21 protein-coding genes and 1 pseudogene are annotated in these 24,842 nt (G+C 70.1%); 10 read left to right on the top strand and 12 right to left on the bottom strand.

The features are described from left to right. Positions 1 to 45: 45 nt before the first annotated feature. From ACH34W_RS51435 to ACH34W_RS51425, 3 genes and pseudogenes are all read left to right on the top strand, one after another. On the top strand, positions 46 to 4,353 hold the full coding sequence (locus tag ACH34W_RS51435; RefSeq protein WP_395968608.1) for a HAMP domain-containing protein: 4,308 nt from the start codon (positions 46 to 48) through the stop codon (positions 4,351 to 4,353). Between the two features lie 106 nt (positions 4,354 to 4,459). Next, positions 4,460 to 4,912, top strand: a pseudogene (locus ACH34W_RS51430) (two-component system response regulator); the annotation flags it as partial. 460 nt (positions 4,913 to 5,372) lie between these two features. Further along, a complete protein-coding gene (locus ACH34W_RS51425; RefSeq protein WP_395968607.1) occupies positions 5,373 to 6,329 on the top strand; it encodes a sulfite exporter TauE/SafE family protein in 957 nt (318 codons plus the stop codon). Here ACH34W_RS51425 and gltX read toward each other — a convergent pair. Beyond that, entirely contained in the window at positions 6,322 to 7,719 is a 1,398-nt protein-coding gene (gene gltX / locus ACH34W_RS51420) for a glutamate--tRNA ligase (RefSeq protein WP_395968606.1), read from the bottom strand. The genes ACH34W_RS51425 and gltX overlap by 8 nt on opposite strands. Positions 7,720 to 7,795: 76 nt before the next feature. Then, positions 7,796 to 8,377, bottom strand: coding sequence for a TIGR03086 family metal-binding protein (locus ACH34W_RS51415; protein WP_395968605.1), 582 nt, complete (start codon positions 8,375 to 8,377; stop codon positions 7,796 to 7,798). 106 nt (positions 8,378 to 8,483) lie between these two features. Between ACH34W_RS51415 and ACH34W_RS51410 the strand changes: the two genes are divergently transcribed. Continuing rightward, the gene (locus ACH34W_RS51410; protein ID WP_395968604.1) at positions 8,484 to 9,110 is read left to right on the top strand and encodes an NUDIX hydrolase; all 627 of its coding nucleotides are present in this window, start codon (positions 8,484 to 8,486) and stop codon (positions 9,108 to 9,110) included. A 91-nt stretch (positions 9,111 to 9,201) separates the two neighbouring features. On the opposite strand, the gene ACH34W_RS51405 is transcribed toward ACH34W_RS51410, so the two are convergent. Together ACH34W_RS51405 and ACH34W_RS51400 are read right to left on the bottom strand one after the other, a co-directional pair. After that, the gene (locus ACH34W_RS51405) at positions 9,202 to 9,963 is read right to left on the bottom strand and encodes an SDR family NAD(P)-dependent oxidoreductase (RefSeq protein ID WP_395968603.1); all 762 of its coding nucleotides are present in this window, start codon (positions 9,961 to 9,963) and stop codon (positions 9,202 to 9,204) included. Positions 9,964 to 9,982: 19 nt separating this feature from the next. Continuing rightward, entirely contained in the window at positions 9,983 to 10,993 is a 1,011-nt protein-coding gene (locus ACH34W_RS51400; RefSeq protein ID WP_395968602.1) for a methyltransferase, read from the bottom strand. Positions 10,994 to 11,182: 189 nt separating this feature from the next. On the opposite strand from ACH34W_RS51400, the gene ACH34W_RS51395 reads away from it, so the two are divergent. Beyond that, complete coding sequence (locus ACH34W_RS51395; protein WP_395968601.1) at positions 11,183 to 11,815, top strand: HNH endonuclease family protein; 633 nt, start codon at positions 11,183 to 11,185, stop codon at positions 11,813 to 11,815. A 79-nt stretch (positions 11,816 to 11,894) separates the two neighbouring features. On the opposite strand, the gene ACH34W_RS51390 is transcribed toward ACH34W_RS51395, so the two are convergent. Beyond that, on the bottom strand, positions 11,895 to 12,407 hold the full coding sequence (locus ACH34W_RS51390; protein WP_395968600.1) for an HAD domain-containing protein: 513 nt from the start codon (positions 12,405 to 12,407) through the stop codon (positions 11,895 to 11,897). Between the two features lie 145 nt (positions 12,408 to 12,552). On the opposite strand from ACH34W_RS51390, the gene ACH34W_RS51385 reads away from it, so the two are divergent. Together ACH34W_RS51385 and ACH34W_RS51380 are read left to right on the top strand one after the other, a co-directional pair. Continuing rightward, the gene (locus tag ACH34W_RS51385) at positions 12,553 to 13,407 is read left to right on the top strand and encodes a class II glutamine amidotransferase (RefSeq protein WP_395968599.1); all 855 of its coding nucleotides are present in this window, start codon (positions 12,553 to 12,555) and stop codon (positions 13,405 to 13,407) included. A gap of 88 nt (positions 13,408 to 13,495) precedes the next feature. Next, positions 13,496 to 14,314: a PIG-L family deacetylase gene (locus tag ACH34W_RS51380; RefSeq protein ID WP_395968598.1), complete on the top strand. Its 819-nt coding sequence runs from the start codon at positions 13,496 to 13,498 to the stop codon at positions 14,312 to 14,314. Here the strand turns inward: ACH34W_RS51380 and ACH34W_RS51375 are convergent. The 4 genes from ACH34W_RS51375 to ACH34W_RS51360 all read right to left on the bottom strand — a co-directional run bounded on the left by ACH34W_RS51375 (position 14,295) and on the right by ACH34W_RS51360 (position 19,038). Continuing rightward, a complete protein-coding gene (locus ACH34W_RS51375; protein ID WP_395968597.1) occupies positions 14,295 to 15,473 on the bottom strand; it encodes an ARPP-2 domain-containing protein in 1,179 nt (392 codons plus the stop codon). The genes ACH34W_RS51380 and ACH34W_RS51375 overlap by 20 nt on opposite strands. Next, complete coding sequence (locus tag ACH34W_RS51370) at positions 15,470 to 16,894, bottom strand: hypothetical protein (protein WP_395968596.1); 1,425 nt, start codon at positions 16,892 to 16,894, stop codon at positions 15,470 to 15,472. Before ACH34W_RS51370 ends, ACH34W_RS51375 begins: the two co-directional genes overlap by 4 nt. Before the next feature lie 189 nt (positions 16,895 to 17,083). Next, positions 17,084 to 17,719 (bottom strand): TetR family transcriptional regulator, encoded by a 636-nt coding sequence (locus tag ACH34W_RS51365; RefSeq protein ID WP_395968595.1) that lies wholly within the window; start codon positions 17,717 to 17,719, stop codon positions 17,084 to 17,086. Beyond that, positions 17,716 to 19,038 carry an acyl-CoA dehydrogenase family protein gene (locus tag ACH34W_RS51360; RefSeq protein ID WP_395968594.1) on the bottom strand — a complete coding sequence of 441 codons (1,323 nt, stop codon included), beginning with the start codon at positions 19,036 to 19,038 and terminating at the stop codon, positions 17,716 to 17,718. The genes ACH34W_RS51365 and ACH34W_RS51360 overlap by 4 nt, the downstream gene beginning before the upstream one ends. Positions 19,039 to 19,191: 153 nt before the next feature. On the opposite strand from ACH34W_RS51360, the gene ACH34W_RS51355 reads away from it, so the two are divergent. Further along, positions 19,192 to 20,250, top strand: coding sequence for a phosphotransferase family protein (locus ACH34W_RS51355; protein WP_395968593.1), 1,059 nt, complete (start codon positions 19,192 to 19,194; stop codon positions 20,248 to 20,250). A gap of 3 nt (positions 20,251 to 20,253) precedes the next feature. On the opposite strand, the gene ACH34W_RS51350 is transcribed toward ACH34W_RS51355, so the two are convergent. Beyond that, the gene (locus ACH34W_RS51350) at positions 20,254 to 20,991 is read right to left on the bottom strand and encodes a hypothetical protein (RefSeq protein WP_395968592.1); all 738 of its coding nucleotides are present in this window, start codon (positions 20,989 to 20,991) and stop codon (positions 20,254 to 20,256) included. A gap of 160 nt (positions 20,992 to 21,151) precedes the next feature. Between ACH34W_RS51350 and ACH34W_RS51345 the strand changes: the two genes are divergently transcribed. After that, positions 21,152 to 22,105 carry a TIGR03621 family F420-dependent LLM class oxidoreductase gene (locus ACH34W_RS51345; RefSeq protein ID WP_395968591.1) on the top strand — a complete coding sequence of 318 codons (954 nt, stop codon included), beginning with the start codon at positions 21,152 to 21,154 and terminating at the stop codon, positions 22,103 to 22,105. A 54-nt stretch (positions 22,106 to 22,159) separates the two neighbouring features. Here ACH34W_RS51345 and ACH34W_RS51340 read toward each other — a convergent pair whose 3' ends face one another. Next, positions 22,160 to 22,555 carry a hypothetical protein gene (locus ACH34W_RS51340; protein ID WP_395968590.1) on the bottom strand — a complete coding sequence of 132 codons (396 nt, stop codon included), beginning with the start codon at positions 22,553 to 22,555 and terminating at the stop codon, positions 22,160 to 22,162. Positions 22,556 to 22,884: 329 nt separating this feature from the next. Here ACH34W_RS51340 and ACH34W_RS51335 point away from each other — a divergent pair, with 329 nt between their 5' ends. After that, positions 22,885 to 23,916, top strand: coding sequence for a sigma-70 family RNA polymerase sigma factor (locus ACH34W_RS51335; RefSeq protein ID WP_395968589.1), 1,032 nt, complete (start codon positions 22,885 to 22,887; stop codon positions 23,914 to 23,916). 126 nt (positions 23,917 to 24,042) lie between these two features. Here the strand turns inward: ACH34W_RS51335 and ACH34W_RS51330 are convergent, their stop codons facing one another. Continuing rightward, entirely contained in the window at positions 24,043 to 24,678 is a 636-nt protein-coding gene (locus tag ACH34W_RS51330) for a hypothetical protein (protein WP_395968588.1), read from the bottom strand. Positions 24,679 to 24,842 lie beyond the last annotated feature (164 nt).

The raw sequence follows: 24,842 nt of genomic DNA, 5'->3' as shown, positions 1-24,842 counted from the left end.
GGGTGTCCGTGGTCCCCGGCCACCTGTAATTCGCGGGCCAGGAGGATGAAGAGCATGCCCCGTAACGAGCTTCGCCCTCGCCGCGAGGGCTCGGGCGCCGACACGACGCCGCGCTACAGCGACGCCGATCTCGAACCGCTGCTGAAGGCACTGACTTCCTTTCGGGACGGCAGATTCGACGTCGATTTGGATGCACCCGGCGAGGGTGCCGTCTCACGAGCCATGGAGACCGTTCGCGATATCAGGGAGAACGCCGCGCACCTGGCAACGGGGCTCAGCCGGGTGCGTCGCGAGATCGGCCAGGGACATCTCCAGGGCCGGATACCTCCCGGGGCGCTCAGGGGCACCTGGTCCTCGATGGCCGAGGACGCCAACGCGAGCCTGGACAAGCTCACCGACCTGGCCACCGAGATGTTCGGGGTGGTGGAGGCGGTCGCCGCCGGCGATCTCAACCAGCGGATGGAGCTGCGCGTGCACGGCCGGCCGATGCGCGGCGAGCTGCTGCGCATGGCCAAGGCGGTCAACGGCATGGTGGAGCTGCTCGACCGGTTCACCTGGGAGGTCACCCAGTTCGCCCGCGAGGTCGGCACGGAAGGCCGGCTGGGCGGTCAGGCCCCGGTGCGCGGCACGTCCGGCCGCTGGCGGGACGTGACCGCGGCGGTGAACGCCATGGCGGGGAGGCTGACCTCGCAGGTCCGTGACATCGCCGAGGTGACCACGGCGGTCGCCAAGGGCGACCTGACCCGCAAGGTCACGGTCGAGGCGTCCGGGGAGCTCCAAGAGCTCAAGCTGACGGTCAACACCATGGTCGACCAGCTGTCGGCGTTCGCCGACGAGGTCACCCGCGTCGCCCGCGAAGTCGGCACCGAGGGGCAGCTGGGCGGGCAGGCCAACGTACGGGGCGTCAGCGGGGTCTGGAAGGACCTCACCGACAACGTCAACGCCATGGCCAACAACCTCACCTCCCAGGTCCGCAACATCGCCCAGGTCACCACCGCCGTCGCGGAGGGCGACCTCGGCAAGAAGATCACCGTCGACGCGCAGGGCGAGATCCTCCAGCTCAAGCTCACCGTCAACACGATGGTCGACACGCTGTCCGCGTTCGCCGACGAGGTCACCCGCGTCGCCCGCGAAGTCGGCACCGAAGGCCGCCTCGGCGGGCAGGCCCGGGTACCGGGCGTCAGCGGGGTCTGGAAGGACCTGACCAGCAACGTCAACGGCATGGCGTCCAACCTGACCTACCAGGTCCGCAACATCGCCCAGGTCACCACGGCGGTCGCCGAAGGCGACCTGACCAAGAAGATCACCGTCGACGCGCAGGGCGAGATCCTTCAGGTCAAGGACACCGTCAACACGATGGTCGACACGCTGTCCGCGTTCGCCGACGAGGTCACGCGCGTCGCCCGCGAAGTCGGCACCGAAGGCCGGCTGGGCGGCCAGGCGCGGGTCCACGGCGTCAGCGGGGTCTGGAAGGACCTCACCGACAATGTGAACTCGATGGCCAACAACCTGACCTCCCAGGTCCGCAACATCGCCCAGGTCACCACGGCGGTCGCCGAAGGCGACCTCGGCAAGAAGATCACGGTCGACGCGCAGGGCGAGATCCTCCAGCTCAAGGACACCATCAACACGATGGTCGACACGCTGTCCGCCTTCGCCGACGAGGTCACCCGCGTCGCCCGCGAAGTCGGCACCGAAGGCCGGCTGGGCGGCCAGGCGATCGTTCCGGGCGCGGGCGGCATGTGGAAGGTCCTCACCGAGAACGTCAACGGCATGGCGTCCAACCTGACCTACCAGGTCCGCAACATCGCGCAGGTGGCGACCGCGGTCGCGCACGGCGACCTGACCCGCCGCATCGACGTGGACGCGCAGGGCGAGATCCTCGAGCTCAAGACCACGCTCAACACGATGGTCGACACCCTCTCCTCGTTCGCCTCCGAGGTCACCCGTGTCGCCCGCGAGGTGGGCAGCGAGGGGCGCCTCGGCGGGCAGGCCGAGGTGGAGGGCGTGTCGGGCACCTGGAAGCGGCTGACCGAGAGCGTCAACGAGCTGGCCGGCAACCTGACCACCCAGGTGCGGGCGATCGGCGAGGTGGCCAGCGCGGTCGCCCGCGGCGACCTGACCCGCAACATCGCCGTCGAGGCCCGCGGCGAGGTGGCCGAGCTCACCGACAACGTCAACCTCATGGTCGCCACGCTCCGCGAGAGCACCCGCGCCAACGAGGAGCAGGACTGGCTCAAGACCAACCTCGCCCGGATCGGCGGGCTCATGCAGGGCCACCGCGACCTGATGCAGGTCGCGGAGCTGATCATGACCGAGCTGACCCCGACCGCGAGCGCCCAGTACGGCGCGTTCTACCTGGCCGATCAGGCCACCGACGACACCGAGCTGGCGCTCATCGCCGGCTACGGCGTGAAGAAGGGCCACGCGGGCCGGCTGCGGTACGCGCTCGGCGAGGGGCTGGTCGGCCAGGCGGCGATAGAACGCCGGACCATCCTGATCGCCGACGCCCCGGCCGGCTACGTCAAGATCGGCTCCGGGCTGGGCGAGGCCGCGCCGGTCAACATCATCGTCCTGCCGATCATCTTCGAGGACACCGTGCTGGGCGCGATCGAGCTCGCCTCGTTCGGCCGGTTCAGCGATGTGCACCTGGCGTTCTTCAACCAGCTGATCGAGACGATCGGGGTCACCCTCAACGCGATCAGCGCCAACACCCGCACCGAGGCGCTGCTGGCCGAGTCCCAGCGGCTGGCCCAGGAGCTGCAGGAGCGCTCGGACGAGCTGCAGCGCCAGCAGGGTGAGCTGCGCCACTCCAACACCGAGCTGGAGGAGAAGGCCGCGCTGCTCGCCCAGCAGAACCGCGCCATCGAGATCCAGAACTTCCAGATCGAGCAGGCCCGGCGGACGCTGGAGGAGCGCGCCGAGCAGCTGGCCATCTCCTCCCGCTACAAGTCCGAGTTCCTGGCCAACATGTCGCACGAGCTGCGCACGCCGCTCAACAGCCTGCTGGTGCTGGCCAAGCTGCTGTCGGAGAACCCCGGCGGCAACCTGACCGACAAGCAGGTCGAGTTCGCCAAGACCATCCACGACTCCGGCACCGACCTGCTGGAGCTGATCAACGACATCCTGGATCTGGCCAAGGTCGAGGCGGGCAAGATGGATCTGCACCCGCAGCGGCTGCCGGTCTCCGGCCTGGTCGACTATGTCGAGGCCACGTTCCGGCCGCTGGCGGTCGACAAGGGCCTGCATTTCGACGTCGAGGTGGCCCCCGAGGTCCCGGCCACGCTCCACACCGACGAGCAGCGGCTCCAGCAGGTCATCCGCAACCTGCTGTCGAACGCGGTGAAGTTCACCGCCAACGGCGAGGTGCGGCTCCGCATCGAGCGGGCGGGCGACATCGACTTCACGCTGCCCGCGCTGTGGGACACCCCCGACGTGATCGCGTTCCGGGTGATCGACACCGGCATCGGGATCAGCGAGGACAAGCTCCAGATCATCTTCGAGGCGTTCCAGCAGGCCGACGGGACCACCAGCCGCCGCTACGGCGGCACCGGGCTGGGCCTGTCCATCAGCCGCAACATCGCCCGCCTGCTTGGCGGCGAGATCCACGCGGCCAGTGAGCTGGGTCACGGCAGCGTCTTCACGCTCTACCTGCCGGCCCAGTACACCGAGCCGGACGGCCGGCGCCGCACGGGCCTGCCGCTGGACGAGCCGGTGCCCACCGGCGCCCGGTCGAGCGCGCTGGCCGGGGGCGGAGGTCTCGGCGGCACCGTGGCCGGGGCCATCGCGGGCGGCGGCGTCACCGGCGCCGGCATGGCCGACCTGCCGCCCTCGGTGGTCTCCGCCGCCCAGGTCGAGCCCGTGCGGTCCATCGACGACCCGGGGCAGCACACCCGGAACGGTGAGCCCGAGCCGGCGCTGACCGGGCTGCTCGACGAGCCTCCCGCCGACTTCCTCGACACCGTCCTGTCGGGCCGCAAGGTGCTGATCGTCGACGACGACGTCCGCAACGTCTTCGCGCTGACGAGCGTCCTGGAGGGGTATGGGATGGATGTCCTCTACGCCGAGGACGGCCAGGCCGGAATCGAGGTCCTCCACCGCAATCCCGACGTCGCGGTGGTCCTCATGGACGTGATGATGCCGGGGCTCGACGGCTACGCGACCACGGCCGCGATCAGGGAGATGCCGCAGTTCGCCGAGTTGCCGATCGTCGTGATCACCGCCAAGGTGATGAAGGGTGATCGTGAGAAGAGCCTCGCCTCCGGCGCCTCGGACTACGTTCCCAAACCGGTCGACGTCGATCACCTTCTCGATGTGATGAGGAACTGGCTCCAACCCTCGACCGTCCGCTAGTAAGTAGGAAGGAACGCAGGCGCGCGGATGACGGGATCGCCGCGGACACACCGTGCCCGGCGGTCGCGGCCGCCGGGCGGGGCAACGGATCGGAGAGAGAGCGCGCGTGGACGACAAGGCGAAGATCCTGCTCGTGGACGACCGCGAGGAGAACCTCATCGCGCTCGAGGCCATCCTCAGCTCGCTGGACCAGGACCTGGTCCGTGCCCGTTCCGGCGAGGAGGCGCTCAAGGCGCTGCTCACCGACGAGTACGCCGTGATCCTGCTCGACGTGGTCATGCCCGGCATGGACGGCTTCGAGACCGCCCGTGACATCAAGCGCCGCAAGAAGACGCGCGATCTTCCGATCATCTTCCTCACCGCCGTCAACAGCGACCCCGACTACGCCTTCCGCGGCTACGCCGCCGGCGCGGTGGACTTCATCTCCAAGCCGTTCGACCCCTGGGTCCTGCGGGCCAAGGTCTCGGTGTTCGTCGAGCTCCACAACAAGAACAAGCAGCTCCAGGAGCAGACGACGCTGCTCAGGGAGCAGGCGGCGTTGCTGCGTGAGCAGGCCGCGCTCCTCCAGACCCGCGCCGCCGAGGAGGAGGACGCGCTGCCCGGGCTGGGGTCGGCGGGCGCGGCGGCACGGCTGACCGAGCTGGCCGGCCACGTCACGTCGCTCAGCACGCGGGTCCCGCCCGCGTTGCGGCCGGAGTTCGAGGAGCTGGACCGCCAGGTCGGCGACCTGCGGTCGGCTCTCCTGACCACGCCGGACGCGACGCCGGACCAAAAGGCAGACACAGTGCCGGACGAAATGCCGGACAAGGCACCGGACAAAGCGCTGGCCGCGACGGACGACGGCTCGCCCGAGACCAGGCTGAACGGCTCGGACGGCCAGAGCGGCGCGGGTGGGGCTGCGCAGGACGACACCGAGGGCACCACCGACAACTAACTCCGCGGATATCCACGGCTACCCTCCGCGCCCAGCTTGGCCGTCGCCAGGACCGGGGACGGTCCCGCTCCGGAGGTGGGGCATTGTGGACACCGTCGCACTGTTCGTGGCCGGTGCAGGCACCGGGCTACTGGCAGGTGCCACCACCTGCGCCACCGTTCAACTCGGTCTGCTGGCGGGTGCCGTACGCGACGCACCCGGCTCCGCCCGGCCGGTGGCGGCCTTCCTCGCCGCCAAGCTGGCCTCGCATGCCGGTCTCGGAGCCGCGCTCGGCCTCCTGGGCGGCACTGTGCAGCCCGGCCCGCGCGTACGAGGCGCCCTGCTGGCCTTGGCCGCTCTCATCCTGGTCCTGTTCGCCCTGGACCTGCTCAGGAAAGCCCGGAAGATCGACGGCGAGGACTGCGCAGCGCCAGTCCGGAGGGCCCGCTCCGGCCGGCCCGCCGTCCTGGGGGCGGCGACGGTGCTGGTGCCGTGCGGGCTGACCCTCACGGCGGAGCTCCTCGCGGTCTCCTCCCGGTCCGCCGCGGCCGGGGCGGCGGTCATGACCGGCTTCGTTCTGGGCACGGCGCCGGTGTTCGGCCTGATCGGCGTCACCGTCGGCCGCGCCCTGGCTCTGCTCCGCGGGCGGCTGACCGCGCTCCTGTGCGTCGCTCTGCTCGTTGCGGCGGGCTGGACGATGATCTCCGGCCTGCGGCTCGGCGGCTGGCTCCCCCAGGCCGGTGCGGGTGCCGCGTCGGCGGCGGACTCGGCCCAGTTCGTCCGTACGGACGCCGCCGGGACGCAGGTCGTCACGGTATGGGCGCTTGACCAGGGGTACCGCCCGGCGCGCCTGACCGCCCGCGCCGGAGTCCGTACGGCACTGGTCCTGCGCACCCACGGCACCCGCGGCCACACCCGCGCGTTCACGGTGCCCGAGCGCGACCTGGACGTGGTGCTGCCGGTGAACGGCGAGACGCGCCTCGATCTGGGCACGCCGGGGCGGGGCCGGATGCGCTTCGTGTGCGCGTCCGGCCACTACCCCGGGGCGATCACTTTCAGGTAGCGGCGAGCTTGGCGCGCGCGGCGGCGATCCGGGCGAGCGTGCGCTCGCGGCCCAGGATCTCCAGCGACTCGAACAGCGGCAGGCCCACGGTGCGGCCCGTGACCGCCACGCGCACCGGTGCCTGGGTCTTGCCGAGCTTGAGGCCGTGCGCGGCACCGACCTGCTCCAGGCGGGTCTTGAGCTCCTCGGTCTCCCACGGCGCGTCGCGGTAGGCCTCCTCGGCGGCGGCGAGGATCTCGGCCGCGGGCCCCTTCATCCCCTTGTTCCACGACTGCTCGTCGAACGGCGGCTCGTCCAGGAACGCGAAATCGACCATCTGCACGATCTCAGAGAGGACCGCCACGCGGGTCTGGGCCAGCGGCGCAAGCCGGTCGAAGACCGCCGGCTCGTAGTCGAACGGCGCCTCCCCCAGGAAGGGCAGGCACTCGGCGGTGAACCTCTCGACGGGCAGTGCCCGGATGTACTCGCCGTTGAACGCACGCAGCTTCTTCACGTCGAAGAACGCGGGCGAGGTGTTGACGTCCTCGATCCGGAACTCTTCGACGATCTCGCTCCACGGCACGATCTCACGGTCGCCCGACGGCGCCCAGCCCAGCAACATGAGGTAGTTGCGCATGGCCTCGGCGACGTAGCCCTCGGCGCGGTAGTCCTCCAGCGCCACCTTGTCGCGGCGCTTGGACAGCTTCTGCCGCTTCTCGTTGACGATGACGGGAACGTGCGCCCATACCGGCGGCTCACCTCCGAGCGCCTCCCACAGCAGCTGCTGCTTGGGCGCGTTCGACAGGTGCTCCTCGCCCCGGACGACGTGCGTGATCCCCTGGCTCATGTCGTCCACGGCGTTGGCCAGCAGGAACGTCACCGAACCGTCGGCGCGGGCGATGACGAAGTCCTCCAGCAAGGCGTTCTCGAAGACCGGCTTGCCGCGCAGCAGGTCGACCACGACGGTCTGGCCCTCGTCCGGCGTGCGGAAGCGCAGCGCCCGGCCGGGGCCCGGCTCCAGGCCGCGGTCGCGGCAGAAGCCGTCATAGCCCTTGTGCTGGTCACCCGTGCGGGCGATCACGGCCTCGCGGGTGCAGTCGCAGTAGTACGCGCGGCCCTGGTCAAGGAGGGTGCGCACGGCCTGGGCGTGCTTGTCGGCGTTGGCCGACTGGAAGTAGGGGCCCTCGTACTCCCCGCCGTCCATGCCCAGCCAGGCCAGCGCGCGGATGATCCCCTCGGTCCACTCGGGGCTGTTGCGCGAGGCGTCGGTGTCCTCGATACGCAGGACCAGCGTTCCGCCCGACTGCTTGGCCATGGCCCAGTTGAAGAGGGCCGACCGGGCCCCGCCAACGTGGAACATGCCGGTGGGCGAAGGTGCGAAGCGAACGCGGATCGAAGACGTGGAAGACATGGCATCCAGCCTAGAGCGCCCAGGCCGCAGCTCGCGCCGCAATAACCGGCGCGTCGATCAGAGCCTGGCGCACGCCCTATGGCTTCCACTGGGGGTCGCGGCCCGACAGGCCGAGCAGGCGGTCGAGGAGCGGCGCCGATTCGGGCACCTTCACCTCGGCGCCGAACGCCCCGTACTGGCGGCCCATCTCGGCGGTCGGCACCAGGTGGTCGTAGGCCCCCTGGACGAGCTCGTCCGGGAAGTCGGCCTGCTGGCCCGTCGCGACGGCCAGATCCCAGCCGTGCAGGACGTACTCGCTGAACAACATGCCGCCGATGATGGCCGCGGGCATCCCCGGCTTGGCCCCCGACAGGCTGGTCTCGCCCTTCCACGCGGCGGGCTCGGTCCAGGCCTCGGCGCTCTCGCGGGCCTTCGCCGCGTACAGCTCGGCCCAGTCGCCGTCCTCCGTGAAGTCGTGGTCCTCCCCGGGCCCCTGCGGCGGCTGCTCCTTGCGGGCGGCGGTCGCGCCGCGCCCCGTCCAGAAGATCAGGTGGTTGATCACTCCGCGGACGTCCCACTCCGGACACGGCGAGGGCGCGGCGAGCCGATCCGCGGGGATCCCCCGGACGATCCGCGTCGCCCTCTCCGCCGCGGGCTGCATCAGCTCTCGTAGCTCCATGAGGTCTCCTCGTACATCAGTTCGAACATCTCCTCTCACGTTATTCCCAAGACCTGCCGGACGTCTTGAAGAAACGCGACAGCGCGCCGCCTGAGAAGATCTGCTCATGACCGATCCCCTCACCAGCCTCCCCGCCTTCCAGGAAGTCGCCGCCGAGCGCCTGGCGGGTTTCTCCCACACTTATGTCCCGGACGCGCCCGGCATGCGCCGCGCGGGGGTCGTCATCTGCGTCGTGCCCGACGCCGACGGGCCCTCAGTGATCCTGATCAAGCGGGCCTACCGGGGCCGCAACGCAGGCCAGTGGGGACTGCCCGGAGGCCGGTTGGACAGCGGGGAGACGCCGGAGCAGGCGGCGCTGCGGGAGCTCCACGAGGAACTCGGGCTGACCGCCGGGCCCGGGGACGTGCTCGGCAGGCTCGACGATTTCCCGGCCACGTCCGGCTTCGCCATCAGCCCGATCGTCGTCGCCCTGCCAGAGCCTGGACCGCTCCAGCCCAGCCCGGACGAGGTCCACTCCGTGCACCACGTGAGCCTGGCCAGGCTGGCGGCCGACGACACTCCCCGGTGGGTGCCGCAACTCGAAGGCGGGCGCATGCTGCAGATGAAGCTCGGACCCGGGTGGCTCGTCCATGCCCCGACCGGCGCGATGTTGTGGCAGTTCCGCGAGGTGGTGTTGCTGGGCCGCGAGGTTCGCGTCGCCGACTTCGTCCAGCCCGACTGGACCAGCAGGTGAGACCCCGGAAGGTCTAGCCGGAAGGTCTAGCCGGAAGGTCTAGCCGGAAGGTCTAGCCGGAAGGTCTAGCCGGAAGGTCTAGCCGGAAGGTCTAGAAGGTCCCGCCGTCGACGACGATGCGCTGGTCGGTGACGTACGAGGCGGCGCCGGAGACCAGAAAGCGCACCACGTCGGCGACCTCCTCGGGCGAGCAGACGTGGCCGAACGGCGACACCGCGTCCTGCTGGCGGATGTCGTCCACGCCCATGGTGGCCTTGACCAGGCGCTGGCCCATGTCGGTGTCGACCAGGCCGGGCGCCACGATGTTGACGTGGATCCCGTTGCCGCGTTCCTCCTTGGCCAGGGTGTGCGCGAGCGCCTCCATCGCGGCCTTGCCCATCGCGTAGGGCGCGCCGAACGGCGGGTTGATCCCTGTGATCACGCTGGAGATGAACACCATGTCGCCGCGTTCGGCCTGCCGGAGCAGGGGCAGCACCGCCCGGCTCAGGTAGTGCGGCCCGAACGCGTGCACGCCGAGGACACGGGCGAGTTCGGCGGGGTCGGTGTCGGCGACGCTCTGCCCGCGGCTGGCGATGCCCGCGCTGTGCACGAGGATGTCGAGCCGCCCGAACTCCTCCTCCATGCCGGCGGCCAGGTCGCGGCAGCCGTCCACGGTGTCCACCGACGCCCGGAAGGCGCGGGCTTCGGCGCCGAGGGCCTGGAGGCCGGCGACCGTCTTGGCCGCGGCCTCCTCGTCACGCCGGTAGGCGATGGCGACCCCGGCGCCGTCGGCTGCGAGGGCCAGCGCGATCGCGCGGCCGATCCCGCGGCTGCCTCCGGTGACCAGGGCGACTCGACCGGCGAGTGAACTCATGCCAAGGGCTCCTTGATTGCTAGGTCGGTGTGCCTTCGATGACACAGTAGTTTGACGGCGGCAGCGGACCGGTGACGCCGGCGAGCGCGAATCCGGCGGCCTCTAGAAGCTGCCGGAACTCCTCCTCCGTGCGTTCCCGGCCACCGGTGCACACCAGCATGTTCATGTCTCCCATGGCGATGCCCCTGTGCTCCGGGGTGACCATCTCCGGTATCACGGTCTCCAGCAACAGCACCTTGGCGTCGGCGCTCGCGGCCGCGCGGCACGTGCGCAGGATGGCCACGGACTGCTCGTCGTCCCAGTCGTGGATGACGCTCTTGAGCAGGTAGGCGTCGGCACCCCTCGGCACGCTTTCGAAGAAGTCGCCTGGGACGAGCTCGCACCGGTCCGCGACCCCGGCGGCCCTGAGCGTCGCGTCCGCCTCCTTCAGCCCGGCGGGCAGGTCGAAGAGCACACCGCGCGCCGCGGGAACGGCTCGCAGGATCGCGGCGAGCAGCGTCCCGTCTCCGCCGCCCAGGTCGGCGATCGTGCCGAAGCGGGTGAAGTCGTAGCCTTCGATGAACGCCGGTGCCACCTCGCGGGTGTGCTCCGACATGGCCTTGTTGAACGTCACCGATTGTTCGTGGTGTTCGGCGAGGTACTCGAACGAAGTCATCCCGGTGACGCGGCTCCAGGCCGGCTCGCCGGTGCGCAGGGTCTCCATCAGGTCGCCCCAGGACCTCCAGACGTCCGGGCCGCAGAAGAGCTCGAGCAGGCCGTGGATGGAGTCGGGCGCGTCAGTGCGCAACCGGCGGCCCTCCTCGGTCAGGGCGAACCGGTCGGGTCCGTCCTGAGTGAGCACGCCGAGACAGGTCAGCGCGCGCAGCAGGCGGTGCAAGGCATGCGGATCGGTGCCGGTCTCCCCGGCCAGTTCGCCGCTCGTACGCGCGCCGCCGGTCAGCGCGTCGGCGAGCCGCAGTTCCGCCGCCGCGTACAGCATCTGGGCGGGCATGTAGCCGAACGCGAAGTCCAGCAGTGGTGATCGCGCCATCGTCGTCCCCTTTCGCAGGTCGTGCTCTCGCAGGTCGTGCGAGACCGACGCTAGGGACCGCTCCGGCGGGCCGTATTGGACGAATGTGACCACGATCGTGATCTTGTCGGTTACCGAACCGACATGTCGCCTTTATCCAACTAATTGAGACTGGGCGGCTGCTCCTACCCCCAAGCCGAAGGAGATCCCGTGAAGCGCACGGGGATTGTCATCGCCGTTCTCGGAAGCGCCGTCCTGACGTCCACGGTCGTGGTCGCGCCGGCGGCGTACGCGGCACCGCCCACCCCGCCCGGCAAGGCCGTCTCGGCCAAGCACCTCTCGTCGCTGCGCGTCGCCAAGGAGGGCTCGCTGACGGGTTACAGCCGCAGCAAGTTCCCGCACTGGAACACCGTGAAGGGCGCCTGCAACACGCGGGAGACAGTTCTCAAACGCGACGGCCGCAACGTGCGGGTCAACTCCAAGTGCGCGGCGGTCTCAGGGACCTGGAAAAGCCCGTACGACAGCGGGACCTGGCACAAGGCCTCGGACGTCGACATCGACCACATGGTGGCGCTGGCCGAGGCGTGGCGTTCGGGCGCGAGGTCGTGGACCACCAAGCAGCGCACCGCGTTCGCCAACGACCTCCGCAGCTCGCAACTGTGGGCGGTCACCGACAACGTGAACCAGGCCAAGGGCGACAAGGACCCGGCCAAGTGGTTGCCCCCGCGCGCCTCGTTCCGCTGCATGTACGCCCGTTCCTGGATCGACGTGAAGTGGCGCTACAAGCTCACGGTCGACACCGCGGAGAAGAAGGCCCTGACGCGCCTGCTCCGCCCCTGCTGAACCCGCTCGCGCGGCACAAGCCACAGCCCCTCGGCTCGCCCGTCGAGGGGCTGTGTCGCGCCCGGCCGAGCCAAGAAGGTCAGCGGCCAAGCGCCAGCAGCCACTCGCGCGCCAGATCGAGATGGTCTTCGGTGAGCCCGACGTCGGAGTCGATCGCCACGAGCAGATGCTCTCCAATGCCTGGCTCGGCGGCGATGCAGTCGGTGACGTCCGGCTCGTCCTCGAACCACACGAACGGCCGGCCCTCCGTCCAGAGGGCGACGTGCCGGGCCTTCCAGGCACCCAGTGTCCCGCCCTCGTTACTCCCGGGGAACCGCGGGATCGGCACGTAGGGCAGCTCGGGCAATCCGACCCGGGGCGCGATCCACTCGTTCGCGTGGGCGCACCAATAGCTCGCCCAGGCCAGCTCGGCACCCGCCGCTTCGGCGAGGTCCAGCAGGAGGCGGCCATGGCCCGCGTTCAGCCACAGCCGGTAAGTGATCCCCTCCGGCGAGCAACGGTGCCGGCGGTAACCACCGGCACCGGTCGCCCGAGGGCGTTGGAACGGATTGAGCACACCGTCGACGTCCAGCAGTACCAGCGGCGACCCCATACCCGGACCGTACGGCACTTTGCCCAAACATGTCGCAGACATGCCGTAGTGGGTGCCGGCGCTGATCGCCTGCCACCGAGAACTGTCCGCCGGTTTCCCGCCCCGGGGCTGACGCGGCCCCGGGGCGTACGGCATGGTGAGGACCATGTGCCGACTGTTCGGGATGACCACCGGCGGGCCGCGTGTGCGGGCGACGTTCTGGCTGCTGGACTCGCCGCAGAGCCTGCACGCCCAGAGCCGCCGGATGCCCGACGGCACCGGCCTGGGCTGGTTCTCGCTGGGCGACGAGCCGGTGCGGGACCGGGCGCCGATCGCCGCCTTCGAGAACTCCGACTTCTCCTCCGCGGCCCGCAACGTCGTCTCGCACACGTTCGTCTCGCACGTGCGGTACGCCTCGACCGGTGGCATCACCGTGCACAACTCCCACCCGTTCGACATGAACGACCGTCTGTTCGCCCACAACGGGGTGGTCCAGGGCCTGGACGTGCTCAACTCGTGGCTGACCGACGTCGACCGGGCCCTGATCGAGGGCCAGACCGACTCGGAGCTGATCTTCGCCTACATCACGGCGGAGATCCGGCGGCAGGGCGACACGACGGAGGGCCTCATCGCGGCCGTCCGCCGCATCGCCGCCGAGTTGCCGGTCTACGCGCTCAACATCCTGCTGGCCGAGCCGCGCCGCCTCTGGGCGCTGCGCTACCCGGATCCCAACGAGCTGTGGGTGCTGCACCCGGCGCTCGGCGGTTTCGGCGAGCTGCACCTGGCAGCCGAGCACGAGCCGGGCAGCCTGGATGTGGCCGGCGCGAACGGCTCGACGACGCCGGCGTACGTGATCGCCAGCGAGCCGATGAGCGATGATCCGGACTGGCGGCTGCTCGAACCGGGCGAGCTGCTGATCGTGGACGGCCTCAACGCCACGACGCGGTTCCCGTTCGACGACCCGGCGCATCCCCTCCGTGCCGAGGACCTCTCCGTGGCGGAGGCGACCTCCCAGGTGTGAGGAGGGGATCCTGGGGACGGGAATGTCGTCACCGGCTCGTAGAGTGGACCGGGTCCGGACGAGCAATGCCCGAGGAGTCGCCGAGTCCATGAGCCGCGAACTGACGCTGATGGCGGTCCACGCCCACCCGGACGACGAGGTGCTCGGCACCGGCGGCCTGCTCGCCCGCTGTGCGGAGGAGGGCATCCGGACGGTCCTGGTCACCTGCACCAACGGCGAGCAGGGCGACGACTCGGGCGGTCTCAAGCCCGAGGATCCCGGCCACGACGCCGCCGAGGTGGCGCAGCGGCGGCTCGCCGAGCTGCGCGAGTCGGTGCGCCTGCTCGGCATCTCCGACCTCGAGCTCCTCGGCTACCGCGACTCCGGCATGGTCGGCTGGTCCACCAACCAGCATCCGGACGCGTTCGCCAACGTTCCGGTCGAGCAGGCGGCGGCACGGCTGGGCGAGCTCATGGAGCGCTACCGTCCCCAGGTCGTCGTCACCTACGACGAAACCGGCGGCTACGGCCACCCCGATCACATCCAGGCCCACAACATCGCCGTCGCGGCGTCCACGTCGACCGGGATCCCGCGCAAGCTCTACTTCACCGCCGTCCCGAGGTCCGGTATCAGGCTGCTCCTCGACCAGCTCAAGGAGTCGGGCATCGACCCGGGCTTCGAGCCCGGCGACGACTTCGGCACGCCGGACGAGCTGATCACGAGCGTGGTCGACGTCGCCCCGTATGTCGATCGCAAGCGCAAGGCGCTGGAGGCGCATGCCAGCCAGGGCGAAAACATCTTCCTGCTGCGGCTTCCCGACGAGATCCAGCAGATGGTGTACGGCGCGGAGTCGTTCGTCCGCCACTTCAGCCATGTCCCCGTCCCGGACGGGCAGGAGGACGACCTCTTCACCGGCCTCCGCCCCTGACAGCGCGACGGGCCTGGGCGCGGTAGTGGTCGAGGACGTCCTGACGCAGCAGATAGCCGAATCCGGCCCGTTGCAGCCGCAGCGCCAGATCGCCCTTGGTGGTCCCGAGGGCCCCGGCGGTGGCTTCGAGGCTCCAGCCGTGCGCGGCCAGCCGGGTGAGCAGATAGCCGCGCCTGACCTGGGCCTCGGAGAGCCGGAAGCTCTTCAGATAGGCGATCCGCGCGTTCTCGTCGATGATCGACTCGCGGATGTGGTTCTCGCCGCGCAGGTTGAACGGCGGCAGCGAACGGGTCAGCTCGAAGCCGTGGAGATGCTGCACGGTCTCGTGCGATTCGTTCTCCTGGAAGAGATTGCCCGCCATCACGCTGTCGTGGAAATCCGCCCAGTCGTCGCGCAGCCGGGTCGCCTGCGCCCGCAGATCCCGCAGGGACCGGACGGCGGTGTCGTCGACGCGCCCGCCCAGGTCGGGTACGTGCAGCGTCAGCAGCCCGGACTGGTACAGGAGCTCGCCGTAGAGATCCTCGATCAGTGTCGGGTGCAGGGCCCGGTAGTCATCCGGATGCGGGACGACGAAGGCGCTCGCCAGCCAGTCGGCGACGTACACCAGCACGCCGCACTGGCCGGGGTGGATCTCGAAGATCCGCAGCGCGTCCGCCAGGCCGCGCACCTGGGCTCCGGTGTAGGCCTCCTCAGAGCGCGGTGACAGGCCGTTCGCGATAGCTCGTCGCGACCATTCCGCCCAGGCGATCTCGGGCCCGCCGAAGTGCAGCGCGAGGTAGCCCTCGACCGCCATGTGCAGTGGCAGGAAGCGGAGCCGGTCCTTGGTGACGCGGCGTGCCATCCGGCGCCGGAACCGGATGGGCATGGACGGAACGATCCCTCGATCGTCCTTGTCCAGCCGACCCTTTTCCAGCATCCGGGTGCCGTACGAGGCGGCGGGGCCCTCGCCGTCGTCCCATCTGGCGACGAAGGCGTGCGGAATGTAGGCGATGTAGTGGGTGCCGTCACCGACGTCGACCACGGACGGCTCGTCGGCGTACACCCGGCGGTCGAGGCGCAGATGCGGGATCGGTTCGTCCCGGACCAGCGGGACGAGCCGGATCGAGCCCCATGTCTGCGCGGGGCGGGTGTGCAGGCCGCTGCGTTCCATCCAGCTCATGAGGGTGTCTCCACAAAACGTGCCACCTGCTCGTCGAGGTGTGCTCGCAGCTCGGTGAGGCCGACCCTGCCCTCGGCGAAGCGCGCCAGCTCGACCAGCGCGGGCAGGTCCTCGGCGTCGCGGATGCCGGCCGTGGGCACCGTCGGCGCGATCCTGCGCACGTCGAAGTCGTCGGCGTCGTAGACCGGGTTGAGGTGCGTGACGGCGACGCGGCGGCCGGGATCCAGACGCGTGCGCCAGACCCGGAGGACCTCGGCCGCCAGACCCGGCGGGGCGTTGTCCCAGCCGTCCGACACGATGACCAGCCGGTCGGGCGCGGTGTCGAGGCCGTCCAGGATGCGCTCGCCGAGCGGCGTCGGGCCGTACGGGTAGAGCAGGAGCGGGTCGGACCGGCCCGAGGTCCACAGCGGGACGTACTCTCCGGCCAGCGCCTCCAGCAGGAAGTGGCCGGCGAGCGCGACGGCGAGAGGCCGCCGCTTCTTCTGTGCGGAGCCGGTAGTGGAGAAGCTGTCGTCCAGCACCGCCGCCACCTTGCCCCAGGTGTCCGCGAGGCCGCCGGCCACGCGCCGCGCCGACGTGCGAAGCGCGGTGGTCAGCTCGGCGCGGCGCTCCGCGCGCTCGTCCAGCGGGAGTGCCAGTACGTACGTGGCGAGCCGTGTGAGCGGCATCGTCGTCAGGTCCGCCGCGACGGCCTCGACGCCCCGGCGCCGCGCGTTCTCCTGCAGGCCGAGGCGCTCACGCCGGGTCAGCCGCGGTTCGATGCGTTCGAGGAAGAGCGCACGGGCGATCCCGTGCTTGGCCGCGAATCCCTCGGCGACCGTGTAGGGCAGGTCGTACAGCGCGCCGTGCTCGTAGTGCGCGCGCCGCCAGGCCTCGAAGATCGGGGTCTGGAACGCCCGCGTCGTCTGCGGGGCGAACAAGAAGGCGCCGGTCTCGTCGGGCAGATCGAGGTGGGCGTGCCGTACGGCGGCCTTCACGGCACCGCGGTACTTGACGGCGTCGAACGCCGGGTCGGGGCGGGCGGCGAGCCAGTCCCGCATGATGGCGCGGGTGCGCCGGTTGTTGACGCCCGCGCGGCGCAGCTCGCGGAAGAGCCTGTAGACACGCTGCGGTGGCAGCAGTGCCAGGCGGCGGGCGATGATCCGGCCCTCGGCTCGGCGCTGGTCGACATTGGCCGCCGCCGCGTGCTCCAGCAGGTTGCGCACGATGACGGCGGCGTTGTGGTCGTTGATGTCCAGCGCCAGGCTCGCGGCGTACAGGTCCCGGTAGTTGTGGAGCATGTACGCGTGCAGGAAGCTCAGGGAGAGCCGCTGCTGCCCCTCGTGGTGACGGAACTCCCGCTGGCCGGTGGACGTGATCGCCGCGTTCACGAACATCAGCACGTCCTCGCAGGCGATCAGGTCCGCGAATGTCTCGGTCATGGCCTTCCGCAGTCCCGTGTCGGGAATCGGGTGGGTGGGGCGCCGGCCGGGGAAAGGGGGCACGAGCTGCGAATGATCGCTATACAGGCGGTTTCCGGAAGTCGCACCGGAGTCCCGCGGCCGGCACCTCGCACGGTAACACCGATGATCACCGCCGCTCAGCGCATTTTCCGCCGCGGGTGCGGGCCCTCACGGTGACCTGGCTGCGTCGCGTTCGGCCGCCAGCCGCCGCGTCTCCTCCGACACCGGTGCGGCCAGGATTCCCGCGACGACGTCGATCAGGTAGCTGGTGAAGAGCCGGTCGTCGGTGTGCGGCCCGGACCGGGCGCGGCGGGCCAGCTCGATCGACGCGGACCGGATCGCGGTGAACCGCCGGTGCAGCCGCGCGGCGTCGGCCTCCAGGAGCGGCTCCACCAGCGCGCGCCAGCGGCACAGGCTGTCGGAAGGATCGTCGAGCACCGCCGCCGGAACGACAGGGCCGGGCCGGTTGACGACCTCGGCCCAGAGCTGCAGGAAGTCACGTCCCGCCTGGTCGGCCAGCCGCGCGGCCAGCGGCCGGACGAGCGCCCCCGCCAGGTCGCGGACCCCGCCGCCGGCCGCCTCGTAGGCGTCGAGCAGGGCGTGGCGGCGGGCGTCCACCTCGGGCACGTGCCGGGCGAAGATCGCGTTGATGATCCCGGCACGGCCGGCGAAGTGGTACTGGACGGCGGTGGCGTTGCGGGCCCCGGCCGCCTGGTTGATCTCCCGGAGGCTCACCGCGTCGAGGCCGCGCTCGGCGTAGAGGCGGAGCGCGGCGTCGAGCAGGCGTTCCCGGGTGTCGTTCACTCGTTCCCCACCGCGTGTTCGAGGGCCTCTGTGTAGTTTTCGAGGCTTTCGAGGACCTCCGCGTAGCGTTCGCGAGCCGCCTCGCGCCGGGTGGGCAGGTGGGCCGTCGGCCAGAGGCCCTTGACGGGCTCGTAGTCGCGCAGAACCTGGCGCGCCACGGTGATCTTGTGGACCTCGGTCGGGCCGTCGGCGATGGCCAGCGCCTCGGCGCCGAGCAACATCTTGGCGAACGGCATCTCGTTGGAGACGCCCAGGGCGCCGTGCAGGTGCATGGCCCGCTGGACGACGTCGTGCAGGACCTTGGGCATCGCGGCCTTGACCGCGGCGATGTCCTTGCGGACCTTCTTGTAGTCCTGGTGCTTGTCGATGAGCCAGGCGGTGCGGAGCACCAGCAGCCGGAACTGCTCCATCTCGATCCAGCTGTCGGCGATCTTCTCCCGGGTCATCTGGAGCTTGGCCAGCGGACCCCACCGCGTCTCCCGCGACACGGCCCGTTCGCACATCATGTCGAAGGCCTTGCGCACCTGCGCGATCGTCCGCATCGCGTGGTGGATCCGCCCGCCGCCGAGGCGGGTCTGGGCGATCACGAACGCGCCGCCCTCCGCGCCGAGCAGGTTGCCGGCCGGCACCCGGACGTCCTCGTATCTCAGGTAGCCGTGCGAGCCCTCGCGTTCCCCGGCCACACCGACGTTGCGGACGATGGTCAGGCCGGGCGTCCCGGCGGGCACGATGAACATCGACATGCCCTCGTACGCGCTCACCTCGGTGTCCGTCACCGCCATCACGATGATGAAGCTCGCGTGGCGCGCGTTGGAGGAGAACCACTTCTCGCCGTTGACGACCCACTCGTCGCCGTCGCGCACCGCCCGCGTGGTGAAGAGCGTCGGGTCGGCGCCGCCGTGCGGCTCGGTCATCGAGTATGACGAGGAGATGTCGCCGTCGAGCAGGGGGCGCAGATAGTGCTCCTTCTGCTCGGGGGTGCCGAAGTGAGCGAGGATCTCCGCGTTGCCGGAGTCGGGCGCCTGGCAGCCGAACACCGAGGGCGCCCAGCGGGACCGGCCGAGGATCTCGTTCAGCAGGGCCAGCTTGACCTGCCCGAATCCCTTGCCGCCGAGCTCGGGGCCGAGATGGCAGGCCCACAGCCCGCGATCCTTCACCCGCTGCTGGAGCGGCTTGACGATCTCCTTGTAGCGCGGGTCGGTCTTGTCGTACGGATCGCCGAGCACGAGATCTAGGGGTTCGACCTCGTCGCGGACGAACGCTTCGGCCCAGTCGAGCAGCTCTTGGTAGTCGGGGTCGGTCTCGAAATCCCATGCCATCGCAGTCTCCTCGGGTGTTCGATGACTCGATAATTCATGTCCCTGACTTCATAATGCAAGTGCATGAAACGCGCCGTCGCGGCCCGCTCATTCGCCTACCGAAAGGCAACTGTTACTCTCCGGTAGAACCACGTTCTCTGAGGGGGCCCGACCGTGGAGCAGATCGACCCTGCGCTCGTGGACTTCGACGTCCTAGCCCGCTGGATGGACGACCATGGCCTGCCCACCGGCCCCTTCGACGACGTCACCGTGCTCAGCGGTGGCACCCAGAACGTCCTGATCCGCTTCCGCCGGGGCGGCGAGGGCTACGTCCTGCGCCGTGGCCCCCAGCACCTGCGGTCCCGGACCAACGAGGTCCTCCGGCGTGAGGCCCGTGTGCTCTCCGCCCTGGACGGCACCGACGTCCCGGCACCGCGCGTGCTCGCCGCGTGCCCGGACGAGTCCGTGATGAACGGCGCGGTCTTCTACCTCATGACGCCCGTCGAGGGCTTCAACGCCACCGTGTCACTCCCCGAGCCGCACGCGTCCGATCCCCGGATCCAGCGCGAGATGGGCCTGAACGCCGCCCGCGCCCTCTCCGCCCTCGGCGCGGTCGACCACGCCGCTGTCGGCCTCACCGCCTTCGGCAAGCCCGAAGGCTTCCTGGAACGCCAGGTCGGCCGCTGGAGGTCGGAGCTGGAGTCGTACTCCACCCTCGGCGGCTATCCCGGCCCCGACATCCCCGGCCTGGACAAGGTCGCGACCTGGCTCGACGGCAACCGGCCCACGACGTGGCGTCCCGGCATCATGCACGGCGACTACCACCTGGCCAACCTCATGTACTCCTTCGACGGCCCGCAGGTCGCGGCGATCGTCGACTGGGAGATGTGCACGATCGGCGATCCGCTCCTCGACCTCGGCTGGCTGCTGGCGACCTGGCCGGAGCCCGGCGACACGAGCGCCTCGCTCGCCGGGCCCCTGGGCGACGGGGGTGCTCTGCCCGCCACCGCCGACCTGGTCACCGCCTATGCCGAACGCGCCGACGCCATCGCGGGCCGCGATCTGGCCGCCATCACCTGGTACGCCGTGCTGGCCTGCTTCAAGCTCGGCATCGTCCTGGAGGGCACCCACGCCCGCGCCTTCGCCGGCAAGGCCGCCAAGGAGACCGGCGACCTCCTCCACGGCATCACCCTGGGCCTGTTCCGCAGGGCCCAGGCGTTCATCGCCAGCTGATCGTTACTGGTCCTTGGTGAGGCGCCAGTATCCGTGCGGGTTGAAGAAGAAGTCGTCGTCCTCGTAACGGTCGCAGGGGTGCTGGCTGAGGATCCACCGGGGAGCGTCCTCGTGCACGCGGAACCCCTCACCGTCCGACAACTGCCGGCCGCGCTCCTCGGTGAGCATGTACAGAGCGAGGGCGTCGATCAGCTCTGCGGCCTCATCGGGTTCGGCGCCCACGACCTCGACGTCGGGCTGGCTGAGCAGATGCATGCCGCAGCTGAAGTGGAGTGAGCCGTCGACGATCGGCCGCTTGACCCAGGCGAAGTAGAGGGGGACGGCCTTGTCGTCGGCCACGGCCAGATCGTCCGCAATTTCGAGCCACCGGTCCCGGCCGTGGGTGAGGCCGTTGCTCTCGTTCTTGACGGCGGTGGCACCGGCACGGAGGAGTTTCGCGGTCAGCGCGAGCAGGAGCTCCGAGACGAGGGGGCCCATGCCGGGCAGGATCGGGCGGGACAGGATATAGGCGACCGTGTCGTGTGACTCGACGGCCTCCCAGTCGGCGTCGGTGAAGGAGGCCTCGGCGGCGGAGGCGCGGAACGCCTCGGGCATGCGCGGGTCGGGCTCGGCCTCGGAGTATTCGTGGTCGAACTCGAAACCGGCTTCAGCGGCGATGCTCTCGACGGCGTCGAGGTCGAGGCCGGAGCCGAGGACGCAGATGACGTGGCGGGGGGTCACCATGAGTTGATCTTCGATCATCCGCCGAACCCTACAAGGTGATGTCGTGGTCGGTGGGCCGGATGCCCGATTCCCCGGCGGTCGCGGCGAGACGCCCTTGAACGGGACGCGCCGTAGGGACGCGGACCTGAGGTCGCATTCCTGCCAGCTCCGGCATGGCGCAGCACGCAGACTGAGGGCCATGAGCACTACCGATCAGCGGCCCTTCCGATTCGGCGTGGTGGGCGAATCGATCCGTACGGCCGGCGAGCTGGCCACGACGGCCCGGAGCGCCGAGGAACTCGGATACACCACACTGACCTTGCGGGACCACTTCGTGACCGAGCCCTTCGGCGACCAGCTCGCACCGCTCGTCGCGCTCGCCGCGGCCGCAGGCGCCACGAGGACGCTCCGCCTCGGCACCCTGGTGCTCGCCAACGACTACCGCCATCCGGTGATGCTGGCCAAGGAGGCCGCGACGCTGGACCACGTGTCCGGCGGGCGGTTCGAGCTCGGGATCGGCGCGGGATGGCTCCGGGAGGAGTACGAGCAGGCGGGGATGCCGTTCGACGCCGCTGGGGTACGAGTGGAGCGGCTGGAGGAGTCCCTCCAGATCCTCAGGAGCCTCCTCGGCGGCGAGAAGACCTCGTTCGCGGGAGAGCACTACCGGGTGCGCGGACTCACGGTGTTCCCTGTGCCCCCGCGCCCCACGCCCATCCTCGTCGGCGCAGGAAGCAAGCGGATGCTCGGGCTCGCTGGGCGGTACGCGGACACCGTCGGCATCCTGCCGCGGGCCCTGCCGGAGGGGGCCATCTCGGATGAGTTGTCCGAGCGCATGCCCGACACGATCGCGCGGAAGGCCGACTGGGTGCGGGAAGCCGCGTCCGGACGGGACGTCGAGCTCAGCATGCTCGTGTCACCCGTCTTCGGCCCCGATCCTCGCAAGATCGCAGCGCGCCAAGCGGTGCTGCGCGGCTGGGGCGCCTCGGCGGCCGAGCTGGTGCTCGACATGCCGTCGCAGTTCGTGGGGCCCGTCGAGCACATCGCTGAGCAGATGGTGGCGCGGCGGGAGCGCTTCGGCTTTTCCTACTACCTGGTCGGCGACGCGGCGATGAAGGAGTTCGCGCCCGTGGTCGAGCTGCTCGCCGGGCGCTAGGCGTCAGCGGAGAGTCATCGGAGAGTCATCGGAGAGTGGAAAGCCGGCGGAGAGTCAGGCGTCGTCGGGCGAGCCGGCCAGCGAGCGTTCCTCGGCGACCTCGGCCTCGCCCATGCCCATGTGGCCGTCGCCGAGGTCCGTCCGGGCCTGCTCGTCGATCCAGCGGTTGTGCGTCTCCCAGGCGGTCTGCTTGCTGGTGCCGACCGCCACGCCGATCTGCGACCAGGAGGCTCCCGCCCTCCGGGCCGAACGCACCGCGAGCTGGCGGCCGTAGCGGGCCTTGCGGGCGATGACCTCGCCGAGCGCGAGCAGTTCGAGCGCCTCGGCCTTGGTGAGAGCGGTGACGTCTGCGTCGCCCTCGGCGAAGGCGTCGCGGGCCCGCAGATCGTCGTAGCGCGACACGGCGGCCCGCAGGGTCAGGGTCTTGTCGAGCTCATCTGGAGTAGCCATGGCCCCAGCTTCCCGTCAGGTCAGCTTGACGTCAAGCTGTCCTGACGAAAATAGGCCTGTTGAAGTCGGCGGACAGGTGGCAGCATGGAAAGCGTCCCGGCGGGACAGGGCAGACAGTAACGCCCCTACCTGGGAAGATGAGCCAGGAATCGCGCCGTCGCCCTGCCCCACCGGGCCATTTCGCGGGCGGTCTCCGCGTCCCCGGCCCGGCAGCGATGAGTTCGAGGGCCCTCCCGGATCTGTATTGGTAACGGCGATTCGTCTCGTAACGGCGATTCGCCTGGTAGCGGCGATTCGTCGCCCACGATCCAGATCGCAGGAGGAACCGGATGGCGACGGCACCAGGAGGGGCACGGAACGAGGCGCCCAGGGCTCGGAACGAATCGCTCAGTGAGGCGTTCGTGACCCTGACGACCCCGTTCCGGCGCGAGCTGCTGGCGCACTGTTATCGGATACTCGGCTCCGCGAGCGAGGCCGAGGACCTGGTCCAGGAGACCTACATCAACGCCTGGCGGGGCTTCGACCGGTTCGAAGGCCGGTCCTCGGTGCGCACCTGGCTCTACCGGATCGCCACCCGGGCCTGCCTCAAGGCGCTCGAACGCGGTGACCGGCGCGCCCTCCCCTCAGGGCTCGGCGCGGCGAACCCCGATCCCGAGGGCGGGATCGGGGCGAGCCTGCCGGAGGTCACGTGGATCGAGCCGCTGCCCGACGCGCTGTTCATGGAGCGGCCGGCCGACCCGGCAGCGGTCGTGGAGGCGCGCCAGAGCACCCGGCTGGCGCTGGTCGCGGCCCTCCAGCTGCTCCCGCCCCGCCAGCGGGTGATCCTCATCCTGCGGGACGTGCTGGAGTGGCGTGCGAGCGAGGTGGCCGCACTGCTCGACACCACGGAGGCCGCGGTCAACAGCGCCCTGCAACGCGCCCGGTCGATGCTCGCCCGGACGGCGCCGGCCGAGGACGACCACGATCTGATGGAGCCGGGCGATCCCTCGCGGCGGGAGCTGCTCGACCGCTATGTGACGGCTTTCGAGAACTCCGATGTGACCGCGCTCACACAGCTGCTGACGGAGGACGCCCGCTGGGAGATGCCGCCGCTCACCGCGTGGTTCACGGGGAGGGAGGTGGTCGGGCGGTTCCTCGCGACGCGGTTCGCCCTGTACGGGGACTTCCGGCTGGTACCGACGATGGCGAACGCGCAGCCCGCTTTCGCCATCTACGCGGCCGGTGAGGAGGGGGAACGGCGCGCCCACGGCATCGAGGTGCTCACCGTGACGGACGCGGGCATCGCCCATGTGGTCCATTTCATAGGCTCCGGGCAGTTCGCCGCCTTCGGGATGCCGGAGGTGCTTCCGCCTGACCGGTGAGCCTCGCTTGATCTTTATGTGCACCTCCACCCATGCGTGCACACAGGGACGCCCCGGTAGTCGTGTCGACCGCCGGGGCGTCCCTGTAGGCAGGCGTGGGGGTTCGCCGCCGTGATGCAAGATCGCTTAAAACGGCCGCGGGGCACCCTTGGTGCCGGCGCCATTGCCCCACTCGAGAACCTCGTACTTGAGGCCCTTGATGTGGCCTTCGCCGCCGCCGGCGTTGTACTTGCTCGCAGGCTGCTTTCCGTCCAGGAGGTAACGGAAGGTATAGGTGTCGAGGTCCAGCATCACACCCCTGTGAGAAGGCTCACCCGGACCGCGGTCACCGACGAAGCCAGTGACGCTACGGCCGTTGTAGGAGACCTTTACCTTGGTGTGCAACGGCCAGCTCGGGCTGGCGAACAGGCCCTTCTGCATCGGCTTTCCACCGGCGGGGGCGCCAGTGTCGCCGTTCACACCGGAACCGTCGTCCCAGAAGTAGGACGCGGTCGTCGAGCCGGTGTAAAGGGCCTTCGACTCCTGCTTCTTGGCGGCCAGGGCCTTCTTCTTGGCCTCTTCCGCCTTGGCCTTCCGCGCCTTCTTGGCTGCGGCGGCCTTCTTGCCCGCCTGGTTGTCGGCGACCATGGAGAGCTCAGTGGGGGTCTTCTGATGCTTAGGAGCGTTGTCGTCGCCGGCCAGCGCCACGCCGGCCACCAAGATCCCGGCAAGGGTGCTGCCGGTGATCACACTCAGGACGACATTCGTCGCTCGCTTCTGCATGGGAATCCTTTGTTCGGCGTACAGGACAGCCGTTTCACGCCGGAACAAAGCCCGGACGGACAGGGGAAACGGCCCCGAGGACACGTGGTTCGGGATTGGCCGTCGCGTGAGAAAACCCGCGCAGAAGGGATCCCGGGCAGGGGATCCCGGTCCACGTACATCAA

Origin of the sequence: Actinomadura sp. 6N118 (genome assembly GCF_044326415.1) — a bacterium.
GTDB lineage: Bacteria > Actinomycetota > Actinomycetes > Streptosporangiales > Streptosporangiaceae > Spirillospora.
This window is presented reverse-complemented; position numbering and strand designations above follow the sequence as displayed.

Excerpts from the sequence above, each read along its gene's own strand:
- ACH34W_RS51335 (WP_395968589.1), top strand. The coding sequence starts at position 22,885 with ATGGCGACGGCACCAGGAGGGGCACGGAACGAGGCGCCCAGGGCTCGG.
- ACH34W_RS51400 (WP_395968602.1), bottom strand. The coding sequence starts at position 10,993 with ATGGCGCGATCACCACTGCTGGACTTCGCGTTCGGCTACATGCCCGCC.
- gltX (WP_395968606.1), bottom strand. The coding sequence starts at position 7,719 with ATGTCTTCCACGTCTTCGATCCGCGTTCGCTTCGCACCTTCGCCCACC.
- ACH34W_RS51380 (WP_395968598.1), top strand. The coding sequence starts at position 13,496 with ATGAGCCGCGAACTGACGCTGATGGCGGTCCACGCCCACCCGGACGAC.
- ACH34W_RS51415 (WP_395968605.1), bottom strand. The coding sequence starts at position 8,377 with ATGGAGCTACGAGAGCTGATGCAGCCCGCGGCGGAGAGGGCGACGCGG.
- ACH34W_RS51370 (WP_395968596.1), bottom strand. The coding sequence starts at position 16,894 with ATGACCGAGACATTCGCGGACCTGATCGCCTGCGAGGACGTGCTGATG.
- ACH34W_RS51435 (WP_395968608.1), top strand. The coding sequence starts at position 46 with ATGAAGAGCATGCCCCGTAACGAGCTTCGCCCTCGCCGCGAGGGCTCG.
- ACH34W_RS51345 (WP_395968591.1), top strand. The coding sequence starts at position 21,152 with ATGAGCACTACCGATCAGCGGCCCTTCCGATTCGGCGTGGTGGGCGAA.
- ACH34W_RS51330 (WP_395968588.1), bottom strand. The coding sequence starts at position 24,678 with ATGCAGAAGCGAGCGACGAATGTCGTCCTGAGTGTGATCACCGGCAGC.
- ACH34W_RS51385 (WP_395968599.1), top strand. The coding sequence starts at position 12,553 with ATGTGCCGACTGTTCGGGATGACCACCGGCGGGCCGCGTGTGCGGGCG.
- ACH34W_RS51340 (WP_395968590.1), bottom strand. The coding sequence starts at position 22,555 with ATGGCTACTCCAGATGAGCTCGACAAGACCCTGACCCTGCGGGCCGCC.
- ACH34W_RS51350 (WP_395968592.1), bottom strand. The coding sequence starts at position 20,991 with ATGATCGAAGATCAACTCATGGTGACCCCCCGCCACGTCATCTGCGTC.
- ACH34W_RS51360 (WP_395968594.1), bottom strand. The coding sequence starts at position 19,038 with ATGGCATGGGATTTCGAGACCGACCCCGACTACCAAGAGCTGCTCGAC.
- ACH34W_RS51390 (WP_395968600.1), bottom strand. The coding sequence starts at position 12,407 with ATGGGGTCGCCGCTGGTACTGCTGGACGTCGACGGTGTGCTCAATCCG.
- ACH34W_RS51375 (WP_395968597.1), bottom strand. The coding sequence starts at position 15,473 with ATGAGCTGGATGGAACGCAGCGGCCTGCACACCCGCCCCGCGCAGACA.
- ACH34W_RS51405 (WP_395968603.1), bottom strand. The coding sequence starts at position 9,963 with ATGAGTTCACTCGCCGGTCGAGTCGCCCTGGTCACCGGAGGCAGCCGC.
- ACH34W_RS51410 (WP_395968604.1), top strand. The coding sequence starts at position 8,484 with ATGACCGATCCCCTCACCAGCCTCCCCGCCTTCCAGGAAGTCGCCGCC.